Origin of the sequence: Virgibacillus doumboii (assembly GCF_902806455.1) — a bacterium.
GTDB classification, from domain to species: domain Bacteria; phylum Bacillota; class Bacilli; order Bacillales; family Amphibacillaceae; genus Lentibacillus; species Lentibacillus doumboii.
Genome location: NZ_CADCWQ010000001.1, coordinates 785,313 through 802,883 on the forward strand (window position 1 = coordinate 785,313; position 17,571 = coordinate 802,883).

General features: G+C 42.3%; 16 protein-coding genes and 2 tRNA genes. 7 read left to right on the forward strand and 11 right to left on the reverse strand.

The window, feature by feature from the left end:
- Positions 1–7 precede the first annotated feature (7 nt).
- From G6R02_RS03740 to G6R02_RS03750, 3 genes are all read left to right on the forward strand, one after another.
- Positions 8–1,558 (forward strand): Na+/H+ antiporter NhaC family protein, encoded by a 1,551-nt coding sequence (locus tag G6R02_RS03740; protein WP_164667911.1) that lies wholly within the window; start codon positions 8–10, stop codon positions 1,556–1,558.
- 25 nt (positions 1,559–1,583) lie between these two features.
- Complete coding sequence (locus G6R02_RS03745) at positions 1,584–2,654, forward strand: tartrate dehydrogenase (RefSeq protein ID WP_164667912.1); 1,071 nt, start codon at positions 1,584–1,586, stop codon at positions 2,652–2,654.
- Between the two features lie 155 nt (positions 2,655–2,809).
- Positions 2,810–3,157, forward strand: coding sequence for a hypothetical protein (locus G6R02_RS03750; RefSeq protein WP_164667913.1), 348 nt, complete (start codon positions 2,810–2,812; stop codon positions 3,155–3,157).
- Between the two features lie 156 nt (positions 3,158–3,313).
- Here the strand turns inward: G6R02_RS03750 and G6R02_RS03755 are convergent, their stop codons facing one another.
- Entirely contained in the window at positions 3,314–4,120 is an 807-nt protein-coding gene (locus G6R02_RS03755) for a YitT family protein (protein ID WP_164670309.1), read from the reverse strand.
- Positions 4,121–4,248: 128 nt separating this feature from the next.
- Here G6R02_RS03755 and G6R02_RS03760 point away from each other — a divergent pair, with 128 nt between their 5' ends.
- On the forward strand, positions 4,249–5,058 hold the full coding sequence (locus G6R02_RS03760) for a multinuclear nonheme iron-dependent oxidase (protein WP_164667914.1): 810 nt from the start codon (positions 4,249–4,251) through the stop codon (positions 5,056–5,058).
- 72 nt (positions 5,059–5,130) lie between these two features.
- On the opposite strand, the gene G6R02_RS03765 is transcribed toward G6R02_RS03760, so the two are convergent.
- A tRNA-Ser gene (locus G6R02_RS03765) sits at positions 5,131–5,220 on the reverse strand.
- A 10-nt stretch (positions 5,221–5,230) separates the two neighbouring features.
- Positions 5,231–5,306: transfer RNA gene (locus G6R02_RS03770), tRNA-Thr, on the reverse strand.
- Between the two features lie 222 nt (positions 5,307–5,528).
- Between G6R02_RS03770 and G6R02_RS03775 the strand changes: the two genes are divergently transcribed.
- Positions 5,529–7,304: a methyl-accepting chemotaxis protein gene (locus G6R02_RS03775; RefSeq protein WP_164667915.1), complete on the forward strand. Its 1,776-nt coding sequence runs from the start codon at positions 5,529–5,531 to the stop codon at positions 7,302–7,304.
- A 628-nt stretch (positions 7,305–7,932) separates the two neighbouring features.
- Here G6R02_RS03775 and G6R02_RS03780 read toward each other — a convergent pair.
- The gene (locus G6R02_RS03780; RefSeq protein WP_164667916.1) at positions 7,933–9,090 is read right to left on the reverse strand and encodes an acyl-CoA dehydrogenase family protein; all 1,158 of its coding nucleotides are present in this window, start codon (positions 9,088–9,090) and stop codon (positions 7,933–7,935) included.
- A 155-nt stretch (positions 9,091–9,245) separates the two neighbouring features.
- On the opposite strand from G6R02_RS03780, the gene G6R02_RS03785 reads away from it, so the two are divergent.
- Positions 9,246–9,659 (forward strand): hypothetical protein, encoded by a 414-nt coding sequence (locus G6R02_RS03785; protein ID WP_164667917.1) that lies wholly within the window; start codon positions 9,246–9,248, stop codon positions 9,657–9,659.
- A gap of 26 nt (positions 9,660–9,685) precedes the next feature.
- Positions 9,686–10,126 carry a hypothetical protein gene (locus tag G6R02_RS03790; protein ID WP_164667918.1) on the forward strand — a complete coding sequence of 147 codons (441 nt, stop codon included), beginning with the start codon at positions 9,686–9,688 and terminating at the stop codon, positions 10,124–10,126.
- A gap of 140 nt (positions 10,127–10,266) precedes the next feature.
- Here the strand turns inward: G6R02_RS03790 and G6R02_RS03795 are convergent, their stop codons facing one another.
- The 7 genes from G6R02_RS03795 to rfbA are packed head-to-tail and all read right to left on the reverse strand — an operon-like array spanning position 10,267 to position 16,942.
- Positions 10,267–11,943 (reverse strand): DUF6044 family protein, encoded by a 1,677-nt coding sequence (locus G6R02_RS03795; RefSeq protein ID WP_164667919.1) that lies wholly within the window; start codon positions 11,941–11,943, stop codon positions 10,267–10,269.
- Positions 11,906–13,018, reverse strand: coding sequence for a dTDP-4-amino-4,6-dideoxygalactose transaminase (gene rffA / locus G6R02_RS03800; RefSeq protein ID WP_164667920.1), 1,113 nt, complete (start codon positions 13,016–13,018; stop codon positions 11,906–11,908). The genes G6R02_RS03795 and rffA overlap by 38 nt, the downstream gene beginning before the upstream one ends.
- Positions 13,019–13,033: 15 nt before the next feature.
- Positions 13,034–13,399 (reverse strand): EamA family transporter, encoded by a 366-nt coding sequence (locus tag G6R02_RS03805; protein WP_164667921.1) that lies wholly within the window; start codon positions 13,397–13,399, stop codon positions 13,034–13,036.
- Positions 13,400–13,401: 2 nt separating this feature from the next.
- Complete coding sequence (locus G6R02_RS03810) at positions 13,402–14,076, reverse strand: GNAT family N-acetyltransferase (RefSeq protein WP_164667922.1); 675 nt, start codon at positions 14,074–14,076, stop codon at positions 13,402–13,404.
- Positions 14,077–14,080: 4 nt separating this feature from the next.
- The gene (locus tag G6R02_RS03815) at positions 14,081–15,031 is read right to left on the reverse strand and encodes a glycosyltransferase family 2 protein (protein ID WP_164667923.1); all 951 of its coding nucleotides are present in this window, start codon (positions 15,029–15,031) and stop codon (positions 14,081–14,083) included.
- Positions 15,010–16,017: a dTDP-glucose 4,6-dehydratase gene (gene rfbB, locus G6R02_RS03820; RefSeq protein WP_164667924.1), complete on the reverse strand. Its 1,008-nt coding sequence runs from the start codon at positions 16,015–16,017 to the stop codon at positions 15,010–15,012. Before rfbB ends, G6R02_RS03815 begins: the two co-directional genes overlap by 22 nt.
- Positions 16,010–16,942, reverse strand: coding sequence for a glucose-1-phosphate thymidylyltransferase RfbA (rfbA, locus tag G6R02_RS03825; protein WP_164667925.1), 933 nt, complete (start codon positions 16,940–16,942; stop codon positions 16,010–16,012). Before rfbA ends, rfbB begins: the two co-directional genes overlap by 8 nt.
- Positions 16,943–17,571: the final 629 nt, after the last annotated feature.

A 17,571-nucleotide genomic window follows, 5' to 3' on the forward strand; every position in this document is an offset into this window, starting at 1 on the left:
TACACGCATGGATTTTTTATCGGTCATACCACCGATCGTTGCGGTGGTACTGGCAATTGTAACAAAGCGTGTTTTATTGTCACTGTTTATTAGTATTTGGGTAGGCGGTCTGATTGCTGCCGGAGGTAATCCGTTTGAAGCAGTGGGTGTAACCTTTACATGGATGAAGGACGTAATGGTTGATCCATGGAATGCCAGATTTCTTGTTATGACAGCGTTGCTCGGGACAGGGGCTGCGTTTATGTTTAAGACGGGTGGATCGCAAGGCTTGATTCGGGTTTTGGAAAAGAAATTAACCACAGGAAAAAGAGTTCAGTTTTTAACTTACTTCTTAGGACTTATCATCTTCTTTAACGATTATGTGAACTCTGTAATTGTTGGAAATGCCACCAAAGACATCACCGCAAAAAAGAAAATTTCAAGAGAAAAATTATCCTATGTACTTGACTCGACAGCTGCTCCAATCGCAACAATTGGTCCTGTGTCCGACTGGATTGGATTTCAGGTATCGTTGATTGCCGCAGCTTTTGCAAGTATTGGTATCATGGGTCTGGAACCTTATTTTACATTTTTACAGTCGATTCCGTGGAACTTTTATGCCATTCTTTGTCTCTTGGCAGTACCAATGATTATCGCAGGTAAAGATTTCGGTCCAATGGCAAAAGCGGAAAAAAGGGCACAGGAAACCGGAAAACTGATTCCCGATGGTTCAACACCGTTATCATCGGTTGACCAGGACCTGGGTGAACCGTATCAAAAAGAAGGAAGTGTCTGGAATTTTATTTTGCCGCTTGTCGCATTGATTTCAGTAGGTATCTGGGGCTTATGGTATGTTGGTGGAGGTGCAACAGGCAAGTCGATTATGGATGCGCTTGCTGATACTGATGTATCTATTGCCCTGACATGGGGAGCCTTCGCAATGACGACAGTTGGTTTGATACTTGCATTGATTCAGGGTATGGGATTCAAGCATTGTGAAGAAACCATCCTTGGTGGTATTCGAACGATGCTGCCGGCGCTTATCATCATTATTTTGGCATGGTCGATTGGAACCGTAACATCTGAGCTTGGCACTGCTGAATTTGTTGTTAGTGCAACGGAAAGCTGGATGACCGCAGCACTTTTGCCGTTCCTGATCTTTATCATAGCCATGTTTATATCATTCGCAACAGGTACGTCATGGGGGACCATGTCAATTTTAACGCCAATTGCGATTCCAATGGCATTTACATTTGGTGGTGAGGAACTTATTCCAATTGCAGTTGGGGCAATCTTTGCTGGGGCAATCTTCGGTGATCATGTTTCACCAATTTCTGATACAACTGTAATGGCATCAATTTTTGCAGAATCAGACCACATTGCACACGTTAATACACAAATACCGTACGCACTCGTGCCGGCAGGGATTGCAGGAGCGTTGTATCTGTCATATTCCCTGATTGGCAGCAGTGTAGTACTGCTTATCGTGGGTATCGTTGTTCAATTCTTCCTGCTCCGGTATTTGGGTAACCGGCATGAGAAAAAAGAACTGGAAGAAGCGGAAAGGATTGGCGCATAAATTTTTGGATTAAAAGGAGGCAACTATGAAGCATTTCAATATAGCACTAATACCAGGCGATGGAATCGGTCCGGAAGTCGTGGCAGAAGGTGTAAAAGTATTACAAACAATTGAGGAAATGGACCCAGAAATTTCGTTTTCATTTACAGAGTTTCCGTGGGGCTGTGAGTATTATCTCGAGCATGGGAAAATGATGGATGATGATGGGATTGAAAAGCTGAAAAAATTCGATGCAATTTATCTGGGTGCTGTTGGCTATCCCGGAGTGCCTGATCACATATCGTTATGGGACCTCCTTTTACGGATCCGAAAAGAATTTGATCAGTATGTTAATTTACGACCAGTTACACTGTTAAATCAATCATTAACTCCATTGAAGTCAAAAACGGAAAAGGACATCGATTTTCTTGTTATTCGTGAAAACAGTGAGGGTGAGTATGCAGGTGCAGGTGACTGGTTGTTTAAAGGAAAACCAGAGGAGGTGGTGCTGCAGACAGGTGTATTTTCACGAAAGGGTACAGAGCGAATTATCCGCTATGCATACGAAGAAGCACGCAGGTCGAACAAAACATTGACGAGTATCAGCAAGGGAAATGCTTTAAATTATTCGATGGTATTCTGGGATGAAATTTTTGAAGAAGTGGGGAAAGAATATCCGGATGTTGCGACATATTCCTATCTTGTCGATGCTGCCAGTCTTTATTTTGTAACCGATCCGGAGCGCTTTGAAGTCGTTGTTACCTCAAATTTGTTTGGTGATATCATCACCGACCTTGGTGCCGGAATTACCGGTGGCCTCGGCCTGGCAACAGGGGCCAACGTGAATCCGGAAAAAAAATATCCGTCCATGTTCGAACCTGTTCATGGGTCTGCACCGGATATTGCCGGTGAAGGAATAGCCAACCCGATTGCCGCTATTTGGTCGGTCAGTCAGATGATGGATTTCTTTGGTGAAGAACAGTGGGGAAAAAGAGTTTTGGATGTTGCCAAAGATATGCTTGCGGAAACTGAACTGCTGACACCTGATTTAGGTGGGGATGCTTCGACAGGTGAAGTAGGCGATCGGTTTGTGAAAAGGTTACGAGAGAAAATTTAATATTTACAAGGTACATGTCAGTGAATATTGAATTTCCCGCTCAGGATTTTCGGGATTTCAAGCAGTCATAAAGCAAAATTTCCCGGTTTTCACCTTTTGCATCTATTCGTAAAATGGTATATTGTTAAAGCAAATAATGAGGGGAAGTTTTCTGCATGCAAAAAATACTTGAACGTTTAGATGAACGCACGGGTCGTTTGGAAAAGTCGATGGAGCGTCAAGAGAAAATGATTCAAAACCAGGATAAAACGCTGAATAGTCATCAGCAAATGCTGGAAAACCAAGAAAAAATGATGGTTCAACTTATCGGTATGGTGGGGAAAAATACCGAGGCAATATCCCATTTAACAGACAGACTTTATGGAGTTGATAAAAGAGTTGATGGAATCAATAAAAGGCTTGATGGGATGGACCTGAGATTTGAAGGGATAGATAAAAAACTGGATAAGATGGATCAGAGGTTTGATAAAGTAGACAACAGAATCGATAAAATGGAAAAATAGATGATATCGGATATGCCATGCAGGGGATGAACAAGCGCATTTTTCGTGCAGAAGGTGACATTGAACGAATAGCGAACCAATAGTGAAGCATAGCGGAAATTAATTCAGGCCGACCCAAAAGACTGCCATTAGGCTTTTTGAGTCGGCCTTTTTCTACTATCTCCCTTTATACCCTTTCCGGAAAATCTCCTGAACGCCATGAACGGTTACATATGCGTCCGGATCAATATTTAGGATAATTTTTCGGAATGGAACAATTTCATACCTGTTAATCACAAGATACAGCACTTCACGCTGTGATCTGGTATAGCCGCCACGCCCTTCCAAAACAGTAATTCCACGGGCCATCTTTTTGGTTACCGCCTCAAGGACTTCATCAGGATGCTTGGAAATAATCATGACTGCTGTCCGTTCATTGGCACCTTCCACAACCACATCAATAACTTTTGCACCAACATAAACGGATATCAGCGTGTACATTGCTTTTTCCTGCCCGATAATAAAGGAAGAAGCTGCGATAACTGCAATATCAATAATCAGCATTCCTTTTCCAATTGTCCATCCGAGCAATTGGTTGCCAAGCCGTGCAAGGATTGCTGAACCGCCTGATGTTCCACCAGAACGGAAAATCAGTCCAAGACCAAGCCCGACTGACAGCCCAGCGAACAGTGCTGCCAACAATGTATCATCATTAATTTCATTGCCCCAGCCTACCGTTATATGTAAAAACAATGAAGAAAATAAAATAGCAATTAGTGTATAGATCGTGACCCGCTTATCAAAAAACTTGTAACCGACTGCCACAAGTGAAGTGTTAAGGACAAAGTTTACTACACCTGGAGACCAGTCAAATAAGTAATATGTAACAATGGTAATACCGATTACACCGCCCTCAGATAACCGGTTAGGAATGGCAAAGTAATTGACCCCAATTGCAAAAATAAATGAACCGACAACAATCATCAATATATCTTTCACCGTTTTATTCACCGGTCCCCACCTCCTTAGTAATATATTACCTTAAGCTGATATTATAAAAACATTATATGATAGAATCAAGTTATTAAAATATTAAAGGGTGGGGTGATTGTTTGAAAGTAGCTGTAAATTATTCTCCGGCGGTTGAACGGTTAGTAAAGGAGTCATTGATTGAAATTGATTATTATAAATGTCCCGATTTTAGCAAGGATTTAATATTTCAGGCGGAACAGTCGAAAGCCAGTTATGTTCACTTTGCGTTAAATGCCGGAAGCAATCGTATGGAAAATGTTAATTGGGAACATATTGAAGACTTGAGAGTACATACACAAACACCTTTCTTCAATGTACATGCGGTTGCATTTGCCAGGGATTATCCTGGCGTAGACATTTTTACTGCTGACACGAAACATATTCACAAGATGGTAGATTACACAGTTCGTGATATTGAAATTGTTGCTGAAAGAGCAGGCGCTGAAAATGTAATCGTTGAGAACGTCATATGCAGAGGTAAAGGTGAAAATATGATGCAGCCTATTATCGATCCGAAAGTCATTCGTGAAATTGTTGAAAAGACAGGGTGCGGTTTTTTGCTTGATACGGCACATGCCCGAATGACATCGATGTGTCTTGGTATGGATGTAAAAGAATATATTTCACAATTTCCGCTTGATCACCTGAAAGAACTGCATATTACCGGTATTCAAGCCGATGAAAACGGCCGTCTGCGTGACAGTATGCCTATGACTAAAGCAGATTGGGATTTGGCTTCATGGGCAATTCAGCGAATAAAGGACGGAGATTGGCCGGAACCGTGGGCAGCAGCGCTGGAATATGGTGGTGTAGGTCCAAAATTTGAATGGCGGACAGATGAAGCGGTACTGGAAAAACAGGTCCCTATTCTTTATGAAATGGTCCGATGAATCAAAAGGGAAAATAAATAAGGCCGGTTATCATTTGTTTATTGAACGATAACCGGCTTTATTTTAATGAAACGGAGGAGGTGGGATTCGAACCCACGCGGCGCTCACACGCCCTAACGCATTTCGAGTGCGTCCCCTTCAGCCGGGCTTGGGTACTCCTCCATATTGTAAATGGTGCTGGTGAGAGGACTTGAACCTCCAACCTCATCATTACGAGTGATGCGCACTACCGATTGTGCTACACCAGCAAAGAATATCCATTAGAAATAATACTCCTATTTTATTTTTTCTTCAAGTGTTGAAGGCCGGTTTTTTGTTCTTCTCTGACCAGTGAATTATTGGAAATTACCTCAGAAATAATTTCATATGAAAATAGATTCAATTATTAGTACCATATCCCTAAAAAAATGTTTATTTTTGTCGATATAAATAGAAAGAAATAGATTTAGACAAACAGAGGGGAAAACGAGATGTTAAAAAAATTCAAGTCCAGGCCTAAACCTAGGCAAAAGAAACAGCAAAAGCCAAAATTTAAGTTCAAGTCCAGGTTTAATGTTAAAAATTTATCAATCGGCAAGAAATACGGATTTATTTTAATTATAATTTTTATTCTTTTTGGTGCTTCAACCGGTGTTGCATCCTGGTTAATTATGGATATAGGTGATAATGTAGATGCACTGGAGCGCCGCGGTGACCGGGCGGTTAATATTACGGAAATGGGTTCACTGACGCGGTCAAAAGGTATTCGCATTGTTGAATATTTTCAAGATCAGGATCCTGAACTCGTAAAAGAATATCAGGCCCGCAGTGAGCAATTTGATAAACTGGAAGCTCAGCTCAGTGACAAAATGGATACGGAAGAGCAGCAGAAGTTATTTAATGCATTTGTTGAGAATGATCAACTGATGGATAAGATGTTCGAACAACGAATCGTCAATGCAATTGAGAATGGTGATGAGCGAACTGCTGCCCATTTTGTGGATCAGGCAAATAAACTGCGAGCGGAAACAGTTGATTATTTGGAAAGCCTGCGCACGATAGTTAATGAAGAACGTGAAGCGGCAATTGCACAGACGCATCAAAGTCAGCAACTGACATTCATTATTCAGGTTGCATCTTTGGCAGTTGCCATGATAACCGGTGGATTACTGGTTTACTTTACCAGCCGCAGAGTTACTCGAAACTTGAACCGGGTAGTTGAAGTGAGCAATCAGATTGCCGATGGAGATCTGTCTGCTAAAACGATTGAATATAACGGAAATGATGAAATTGGTGACCTTTCTTCTGCAGTAAATACGATGAGTGCAAATCTTCGTAACGTTATTCAGCAGGTTGCTAATGTATCTGAATCGGTAAATAGTCAGAGTGAAGAACTGACACAGTCGGCTAATGAAGTTAAATCTGGTTCGGAACAAATTGCTACAACGATGCAGGAGTTGTCTTCCGGATCTGAGACACAGGCAAACAGTGCAAGTGATTTATCTTCAACCATGGCATCATTCTCCGATAAAGCGCAGGGTGCAAATGAAAATGGCGAACGGATTCAGCAGGCGTCCAATGAAGTATTAGTAATGACAAACAAAGGCAGCAAGCTGATGGAATCATCCACACAACAAATGACAAAGATTGATCAAATTGTAAAAGAAGCGGTTAAAAAAGTGGAAGGATTGGATTCCCAATCACAGGAAATATCCAAGCTGGTTTCGGTTATCAGGGATATTGCCGATCAAACAAATCTCCTTGCCTTGAATGCGGCGATTGAAGCAGCGCGTGCAGGTGAACATGGGAAAGGATTTGCAGTGGTTGCCGATGAGGTCAGAAAGCTTGCTGAACAGGTATCTGTATCTGTAACAGATATAACAGATATTGTAGCAAGTATCCAAAATGAGTCCAGTGCAGTTGCTGATTCACTGCAGGGTGGCTACCATGAGGTGGAACAGGGTACGGAACAGATCAGATCAACTAGTGAGACGTTTAACGATATTGATACTGCTGTTAAAGAGATGGTTGACCGTATAAATACCGTATCTGAAAACTTGTCCGAGATTGCTGCAAGCAGTCAGGAAATGAATGGTTCAATTGAGGAAATCGCGTCTATTTCCGAGGAATCTGCTGCAGGAGTTGAGCAAACTTCGGCATCAGCTCAACAAACCAGCAGTTCCATGGAGGAAGTTGCGGCAAGTTCCGAGGACCTTGCTAAACTGGCTGAGGAATTAAATGGTTTAGTAAGACGGTTTAAGCTTTAAGGAACAGTTTTCATAAACTGCGAACTAAAATTGTGTGCAATAACACCGCTGCGGAAATACACTTCGCTTTCCGGGGGCGGCTGATGAGCCCTCTTCGTGCTAACGCACTCAGCGGTCTCACCTAGGCCTTTCCTCCCCCAGGAGTCTCAGCGTATTTCCTCCGCTAAAATTGCTTGATATATCCCGATAGTTTGCAATGTATTTTCTGGTGGTTGAAAGCAAGATTTTTAAATCAACTAAAACCAGCAGCTGGAATATGCGAGACTCCTCGAAAAAGAAAAGCACTTTTTCTTCGTGCGATGTATCGCTGACGTAGCCTTCCTTGTCCTGTGGGAAGTACAAGTTAGGCGAGACCCCGCAGGCGAGGTACGAGCTGAGGAGGGCTCGGCACTTGCCCACGGCTAAGAAGACACTGCGAAAATGAACTTTTGAACAGATGTCGCCTTGGTACCCGGAGGTGTGAAAGCGAGTGTATTCAAGCTGCGGGGTATTAGTACCTCACTAAGTGATATTTATTGGATTTAGTTCGCAATTTATATTAACTACGAGGTTAACGAGCAACAAAACTTATTAAAAGAGCCAAGTAAAAACAGATAGCCCGCTAAATATTAGCGGGCTATCTGTTTTATCATTCATTATTTCGTGCAATAGCCCTGTCTCCAAGCCCGATGATTGTCATATCGTCCATTGGCGGGTTGTGAATACCTGCTCGAACATCACGGTAATAGCGCTGCAATGGATTTTTATTGGATAGACTGCGCGCACCCGCCACTCGCATTGCCAGGTCGACAATCTCCACTGCCTGGTTTACAACGGATAGTTTGGCTGCGCCGAGTTCTGTTTTCATCATGTCACGTTCTTCCTTGCTGCTGGCATCCCATTTCTGAGCAACTCCATACAGAAAGTGGGTACTTTGCATGACGCGCAGTTCCATTTCGCCGATTTTTTCCTTAACATTCGGCAGTTCGGAAATAGTGCCTTTGATGCTGTTTGGAGAATAGTTTGCAGCGAAATTAACGGCATATTCCTGTGCGGCACGGGCTATTCCGAGATAGCATGCCGGGATATGCAACAACCATCCGGCAGCCGGTTTTTTTCCAGGTGTCAGATACCCGACAAGGTCATCTTCTGCCACATGAACATTTTCCAGTACAAGATCATGACTTCCAGTTGCTTTCATCGCAATTGAATCCCATGTTTCTTCTACCTTTACACCTTCATGTTCACGTTTAACCAGAAAATTTCCTACTTGATCTGTCTCGTCAATCGAAGCACTTACAACAAAATAAGATAAGATTGGTGCCATGGTTGTGAAGGTTTTTCTGCCGGTGATAACCCATTCATTACCGGATTTTTTTGCCAAAGTTTCTGGTTTGCCGCCTCGTGTGGGACTTCCTGTTGCCGGTTCGGTTGCAGCGTTGTTCAAAAGTGCACCGGTTTTAATGACATAGTTCACAACGTCCTGGTATTTTTCATCATCCCAGCTGTTGTTTTCACCGGTATGTTTGATGATTCCCATGTGCCAACCAATCGACAGAGCAGTTGCGCCATCTGCCTTTGCAATCGTTTCCTGATGCCGGAGCATTTCATATAACGAAATACCAAGCCCGCCATATTTTTCGGGAATGGTCATTGCCGGATAGCCGATTTCTTTCAGCTCTTTAAAATTTTCAAATGGAAACGTACCATTTTCATCGTGTTCCGGCGCTCTATCGGTAAAGGGTTTTACCGTTTTTTCCATTAATCCTATTCGCTCTTCCATAGAATTCAAGTCTGCCAGTTTCATTTTATTCCTCCTATTATTTCTGACTAATTTAGTCGGATTTATTTTTATTATTTCATTTAGGTTCTGAAAGTTCAAGATTTTAGAATGTCAATAATATTTTCGCATTCCGAGAATAAAATGAGACTAAAAGAAACTAAAGGAGCGGGGATCTTGAGATGAACAATGCTGGTGTAAGTATACCGATAAATTCAAGTACGCTTTTAAGAGTTTTACAGGAAAAGTTTGTGCGTCATCATTCAATCAAAGATTTAAATTTGGCGATACAAAACGATTGTATACGAATAAGCGGCATCACTGGTAAGCCGTTGCCCCGCATTTATGTTGAAGTAAAGGTAAGGCCGTCAGATGTGTATAATCGATTGCTGTTTTTTAAGATTGATAGTATGAAGCCGATTAATGCAGGGTGGCTGAAACGGAAAATATTCAACAGACCTCCTTATATGAAATATGACAGGGACATGGCAATTATTAATCTCGACAGTATTGAAAAGGTAAAGGCTGTACCCTTTGGAAATATTCAGGAAATCAGTATTAAAGAGCAAAAAGTATGGGTCAGGCTGGGATTGTAACCATACACCGCACCTGGGGGGATTTGATGAAGAAACTTGTACTGGTGGTAATTGTTGCAGGTATTGGGATAGCAATTTACTTCATGATACATGAATCCCCGGAGGAACAGGCTGTTGAAACGGTTGATATATTTTATAAATTTGAACAGGATGGGGATTTCTCCGATTCCTGGTCGATGTTTCATCCGTTTATGAAGGAAAAATTCGATAAAGGTCATTATATACAGGATCGTGCACATGTGTTTATGAATCACTTTGGTGTTACTTCATTTACATATACGGTCGGCGAATCTACCAAAATCCAAAACTGGAAAATGGAAAAAGGTGCTGAGACTATAGGTGTTGTCTACAAGGTTTCGGTATCACAGGTTTTTAAAGGCAAATATGGTAACTTTACTCTCACTCAGGATGTTTTTGTAACTAAGGTAGATGAAGAGTGGAAGGTGTTATGGAATTATAAGAAATAGGTTCAGTATTAAATCAAGAGATAGGTTGTCATTATCGTTTTCATATATATAATCGTCTGTGATAAAAAAAAGTGGCATGAACTTTTTAAAAAATCATGCCACTTTTTCTATTCCTCGTTCGATTGTAATAGTAAGAAGGGTTATTGCTGCACTTTATACAAATAAATTTTCCATGGGGACATGTTGTTCGTAAAGGACCGCTCATATTCCAGACTGTTTTCCTCATTATTTTTAATCGGCAGTGCTGACAGGACATAGTCTCCACCCAAATCAGTAAGGGCCTCTGTGTTGATATTAAGGTTATCCAAAACTTCATCACTGTGTTTTGAGAAGAGGTATTCTTTGCCGAGTTCTGCGGCATACATGTATAAGCGTCCGCCCCAGGTATCGTAGTAGTTCTCAAGTGTCTCGTTTTTCGCAAGCTCGGGGGCGATGATTTCCCTGAATTTATCCTTATATTCCAATGGAAAACTGTTGTTGTATGTGTCGAGCGTATAAAACCCATTATACTGCGCGATGGTCGGGTGCATGGCGATGCTGACAACACGGTACTCTGATTGCTCCTTGCCGATGTAGTTTTCAATCGAGTTAAATAGCTCCACCGAATAAAATTCCGCGAATGTCGGAGTTCCGATTCGGCTGTATTTGACTTCCTCATTTAATGGAATCATTAAACTGCACTGTACCAGGATTAAGACAACAACCAAGGCTTTGCCAAAGCGAAGATGCCGCCAAAAAATAACTAAAGCCAGTGCAAAACATATATACCAGACCGCCGGATCGAGAAAGTGAATCCGGCTGAAGTTAAATGTATTGAGTATCATGAATTCATCTTTCAGCACACGCCAGCCTTCCCAGTACCAGAATGCATACCAGAGTGAAATAGCGGCATTGAATAAAAATAAGCTGAGCAATAATTTTGGTCTCAGATTCCGATAGGCTGCCACCAGAAAGGCGACACCGATAACGGGAATGATTATTTTCGTGTGCACCGCCATGTCGTGTGTATGACCATTGAGGAAGTTATCGACAAACAGCTGGAATGTTTCTGGCAGACTATTATGCCCAAGATCGAGTGCTTCCCGGTGCGAAGTGAAGCCGTCACTGAGAAACATGGAATATAACAGCAGGTAATTTTTTGCCAGGTACATTCCCGTCATCACGGCAATTGCGGTAAAAAAGGCCCAGTTAACCTGTTTGAAGCGAATCCAGTCTATCAGCCACAGCAAGCCCATCAGTCCAAGGAAAAACACAAATGTCAAAATAAAGTTGGAGAAGAATGGAAATAATAATAAAATCAGCCAATAGCGTTTTTTCATATTAAAGCGATGCTTACGAATCAGTAAAAATATATGCAAGGCAAGCGGAAGTCCTGCTATCGATAATAGTCCGGACGGCCAATACGGTAATAGCGCAAACCCAAGCGCTGAACCCGCCTTAATCAGCGGTGAGTTAATCCATCTCCCCAGCAGAAGGTACATCCCGAAAAAGGCTGTAAACCGCATAATGGTTTGCCCGATTGTATAGGCGGTCATTGGTTCAAACAGAACGTACAGCCATACCATGACATCAAGTGGAGCGGCAAGTGTGCTCCTTGGCAGACCATTAATGACGTTTGGCAATGTCCCAAGTGAAAAAAACTGACCACTTTCTGCAAGCAGTTTATACCAGACAATGTTGGAATCCAGATTGTCATGAACACGGATGTGGGTATCTTCGCCCAAAATATAGTAGGGCAGCAGGTATCCGACAATAGCCAGGCAGGCGATAATTATGAATTTATGCTTTGAAAAAGTCGTGAACAGCTTTGACCACATGATTGACTTCCTCTTCCCCCATTCCAAAATATAATGGCAACCGGACTATTTTTTCACTTTCAGATGTTGTGTTATGATCTGCGCCAATAAAAGCCCCGAACTTTTTTCCTGCATGTGACGAATGCAGAGGAACGTAATGTGTTACGGCCATGATGCCGCGGTCATTCAGATAGTCAATAATCTCCTGCTGCCGGGTTGTTTTTATATAAAACATGTGTGCATTATGCTCACAGTATAATGGAATATATGGAACCGAGATGTCCTCAAGTGTATGAAGGTTTTGATAATATTGATTCCACGTGTGCATTCGGTCATCATTAATGTGATCAGCGTTTTCCAGCTGCACGTGCAGGTATGCCGCACTTAAATCGTTCAGCAAAAATGATGAGCCGACATCACGCCATGTATATTTATCAACTGTACCACGATGAAATTGGTTCCGGTTTGTTCCTTTTTCCTGTAAAATTTCGGCACGTTCAATGGATTCGGGGTGGTTGATAATTAGTGCACCACCTTCTCCGCACGTATGATTTTTCGTTTCGTGAAAGCTGATCGTACTGAAATGACCGATGGTGCCAAGCTGTTTTCCTTTATATGTGCTCAATAACGCCTGGGCTGCATCTTCTATAACCCAAAGCCCATAGCGGTCAGCGATGTCCATGATTGCGTCCATGTCACAGGACACACCGGCATAATGAACAACGACAATTGCCTTTGTCCGTTCTGTAACAGCTGCTTCCACAGCAGCTGCTGAGATGTTCATCGTTTCTTTCTCGGTATCAACAAAACGGATGGATGCTTCTCGTAATGCAAAGGCATTTGCGGTCGAAACAAAGGTATAGGATGGCATGATGACTTCATCACCAGCATCCACTTCCGTCAACAGTGCAGTCATTTCAAGTGCCGCTGTACAGGAGGGCGTCAAAATAGCTTTTTCACAACCCAGCCGCTCTTCCATCCAGTCGGTACAATACTCGCCAAAAGGTCCATTGCCGGAGAGCTTCGAATATGCGATTGCCTCCTGCATTGCTGATGCTTCCTCACCAATTACACACGGTTTGTTAAATGGAATCATTTCTCTCACCTCACTTTATAATGATTGGCTTGTGACAACAATTCCCGCCACGATCAGTGCCAATCCCACCATTTTCTGAACTGTTACCGGATCATGGAACAAAAAGACTGACAGCAGAAATACCAGAACGAATGATAAACTCATGAAAGGATAGGCATAGCTGATGTTAAATTTCGTCATTGCTGCCATCCAAAAAAGGGATGCGACAAATGCCGAAAGAAAGCCTGACAGGATCCACGGATTAAATAGTAACTGAATCAGGAACACAAATTTTTCTGTCCATGCTGACGGGAGGTTTCCCTGCTGGTCAATTTTCCATTTCAGCACCAGCTGTCCGTAAACGGTAAAAAATATCGTTCCGAAAATGTAGAAATATCCCATGGCTACACGCCCGGACCGGTCAGTTTGTGATACACATCAACGGTATTTTTCAAGCGGAATCCGAGGGAGTAAAACAGGTTCAATGAAGCGACATTTGCCGCTGAAATTGATGTTCTAAGCTCACTGTAGCCTAGTTTAAACTGCTCGGCACATCCCTGACTGGTGTATGCCTTTGCCAGTCCTCTGCTCCGGTATTCCTCTTTGATTCCAAGGAGGAGGACTTTGTCATTTTCGTATGCGAAAAAACCAGCTGTATCCCCTTCATACATGAGTGCAAAAATCAAATTCTTTTCCTGCAGATCTTTTACCCAATTCCTATAACGCAGATCAGCCAGGTTATTTGGTATATTAAAATCACGGTGGAAGCGGCCGTGAATGAATGCTTCTTCTGCAATCCGATTTATTTCTGATGGCTCATAATCATTTGAAATCGATATGCCCTCTTTATTAAATACCTGTAAATTTTCCTTTTTACACTCCGGTTCGATTAACGTGTCCATGTAGTAAAACCCGTGATTGAGAAGGAGTTCCGGATTTTCCAGCGGTTGGACCTTTATGGTGTAATGACCATCGTATTTATTGGTTTCCTTTAGTGCCTCTTCCGTCGGGGAAAGTACTTCATAGGTGTCGATGTTAAAATTGCGTTTATCCCATGGCGTTTCCCGTAAAAATTCCATTCTATCAACTCCGTTCATCCGTATCTTCTGTCGTTTCACGAATCAAATAAAGCGGTCTTGCCTTTGTCTCGTTAAATACCTTTCCTAAATAAAGACCAAGAACACCAAAATTAAAGAAAATCAGACCGCCGATAAAATAGATGGAGACCATGACACTGGTCCACCCCTGAACAGGCTCGGCAAGGAAAAAGTACCTGCCAAATAAATAGATTCCGTAAAGAAAGGAAACCAGTGATACTAAAAAGCCGAACTGAATCGATAAGCGTAACGGCTTATTGGATTGGGAAATGATTGCATCCGTTGCCAGGGTAATCAATTTTTTAAAATTATAGGATGTTTCCCCCTGTTTTCTGGAGTTATGTTCTACTTGAACAGTGCCGGTTTTGAAGCCCATCCATTGAATAAAAAGCGGGAAGAAGCGGTTCTGTTCACGCATCTTCCGGAAACTGTCAACCACTTTTTTGGAACTGATGCTGAAGTTGGCAATGGTGTGGTCTGAGGTGCGTCCGGTCAGATAATCGTAGACACGGTAAAAAAGCTTCGAGGTTTTTCGTTTAAACCAGTTATCCTGCCGTTCAACTCGGTTTCCAAAAACAACTTCATATCCTTCCTGCGCTTTTTCATATAACGTTTGGATTTCTTCCGGCTTATCCTGTAAATCACAGTCCATGACAACAATCCAGTCACCGGCAGTATGGTCAAGACCGGCAGTAATTGCGTAATGCTGACCGAAGTTCCTGGCCAGATCAATTCCTCTGATCCGGGAATCTTGTTCATTTAGGTGTTTGATAGTGTCCCAGGCATTGTCCGGGCTCGCATCATTAATTAAAAGTATTTCATATAGGGCTGAGATTTTTTCAATCGTATGTTTTACACGGGTGCAAAGCTCAACCAAGCATGTTTCACACCCGTAGACAGGAATGACAACCGAAATCATTGGGTAACTTTTTCCCATTGGTTCACATACCATTCAACCGTGTTTTTTAATCCTGCTTCCAATTCCACAACCGGCTCCCAGCCCAATTCAGTTTTCAGCTTTGTATCATCAACCGCATATCGGCGGTCATGACCAAGGCGATCTTCCGTAAACATAACCAATTCTTTATAGCTGTGGTATCCGGGTATCAGATGGTCCAGAATATCACAGACTGTCATGGCGATTTCGATATTTCGCTTTTCATTTCCACCGCCAACGTTGTAAGTCTCCATTGGTTCTGACTGATGAAAAATACAATCCAGTGCCCGGCAATGATCCCCGACGTAAAGCCAATCACGGACATTTTTGCCATCACCATAAATCGGGATTGGCTGATCCTGCAGCGCTTTAGAAATAATGGTAGGAATGAGCTTTTCCTCGTGTTGTCCGGGACCGTAATTGTTGGAACTGCTGGAAATAATGACATTCATTCCATATGTGTGGCCAAAACTTTTTACGAGCATGTTGGCACCTGCCTTTGATGCACTGTATGGGTTACGCGGGTCATATGGGGTTTGTTCATGAAATTTTCCGTCCGCGCCGAGTGTGCCGTACACTTCATCCGTTGAAATATGATGAAACCGTCTTGTTGCAAGTTCACCTTTCTTCTCCCATGATTCACGGGCGGCCTGAAGCAGATTGGCGGTTCCGGTTACATTCGAATCAATGAAGGAAGATGCATTTTCGATTGACCTGTCAACGTGCGACTCGGCAGCGAAATGAATGACACCATCAATATCGTAATCTGAAAAAATATCATTTACGACTGTATCATCAGCAAGGTCACCTTGAATAAAATGGTAGTTTTCGAGATGTTCAACGTTACGTAACTTATCAGTCGATCCGGCATATGTCAGCTTATCAACGTTGACGAGCTGATATTCCGGGTACTTTTTTATAAAATGTTTAATGAAGTTGGAGCCGATAAATCCGGCACCACCTGTTACAAGGATTGTTTTATTCATGTTCAACCAGTCCCAACGTTGGATTTTGATCAATCGCATCCCAATACTGCTCGGTATGTTTCCGGTTGGCAATTTCCAGGAGGTATTTTCCGTAATCGTTCTTTTCCATGGCTTTTCCTTTCTCAAATAATGCTTCCCGGGAAATGTATCCCATGTAATAGGCGATTTCCTCCAGACAGGCAAGCTTGAACCCCTGACGCTGCTGGGTGATTTTAACAAATTCGGATGCTTCGAAAAGTGATTCATGTGTGCCGGCATCCATCCAGGCAAAGCCTCTGCCCAATAACTCAACATCCAGTTTATTTTTATTTAAATACCGTTTATTTAAATCAGTGATCTCCAGTTCGCCCCGATCCGAGTAAGGAAGTTGTTTGGCATACCTTACCGCGTGGTAATCATAAATATATAAGCCTGTTGCGGCAAAATCGGATTTCGGTTCTTCTGGTTTTTCTTCCAGGGAAACTACTTTTTGGTTGCGGTCAAACCCGACGACCCCGAATCGTTCGGGATCTTTCACCCGACATCCGAAAATGGTTGCGTGACGATGGTTTTCAAGGGCTTTTCTAAATAGCGTCGTAAACCCCTGACCGTAAAAAATATTATCTCCAAGTATCAGGGTGACATCGTCTTTGCCAATAAAATATTCAGCAAGGATAAACGCTTCAGGAATGCCGTTTGGTTCACGCTGCTCCATATATGCCAGGTTGATACCCAGGTGGCTGCCATCACCAAGCAGTTCCTCGAATCTCGGTTTATCTTCAGGCGTGCTGATTATCAAAATATCTTTGATGCCGCCTAGCATGAGAACAGAAAGCGGGTAATAAATCATCGGTTTATCAAAGACTGCAAGCAGATGTTTATTGATACTGTCAGTGCTTGGTGACAGTCTCGTTCCGCTCCCGCCGGCGAGTATTATACCTTTCATCGGAATCACCTCTTCGTCGTATTGGTTATAAACTTGTTCTTGTTAGACATATATCCGAATTGGTAATGTAATAATCTTACATTTTGGTTGCGATTTTATTACATTGGTGATTTTTTTACGGCAGTTTTCCATAAACTGTGAACCAAGTTTAGATTTATTACTAAAACTCGCCCCTTTACCACTGCCCAGGGCCATGCAGAAGATTACGAAGACACGCCCTCAGTCTTCTTAAGAAAATCACACTTCGAGGTTATGAGTGACCTAACAAGCGAAAAAAATCCGGTAAAGGGCACACATCGAGGTTATGAGTGACCTAACAAGCGAAAAAATTCCTGTGAGGGTCACTCATCGAGGTTATGAGTGACCTAACAAGCGTAAAAATTCTGATGAAGGTCACTCATCGAAGGAATGAACGAACAAACGTGGACAAGCATTTCCTGATGTACAAACCGGGAGGGATCGGAACAGACCTTGGGAATGAAGTTAGTTCGCATTTCATGTCAAATACGAAATAAGGGGCGTCAAAATATACTAGAACAGTATTTTATATAAAAATCATTGAAAGTGGATCCTCATCTGGTATTCTCATATTCCTATTTAAAAGTTTCATTGAATAGGGTATAGTAAGA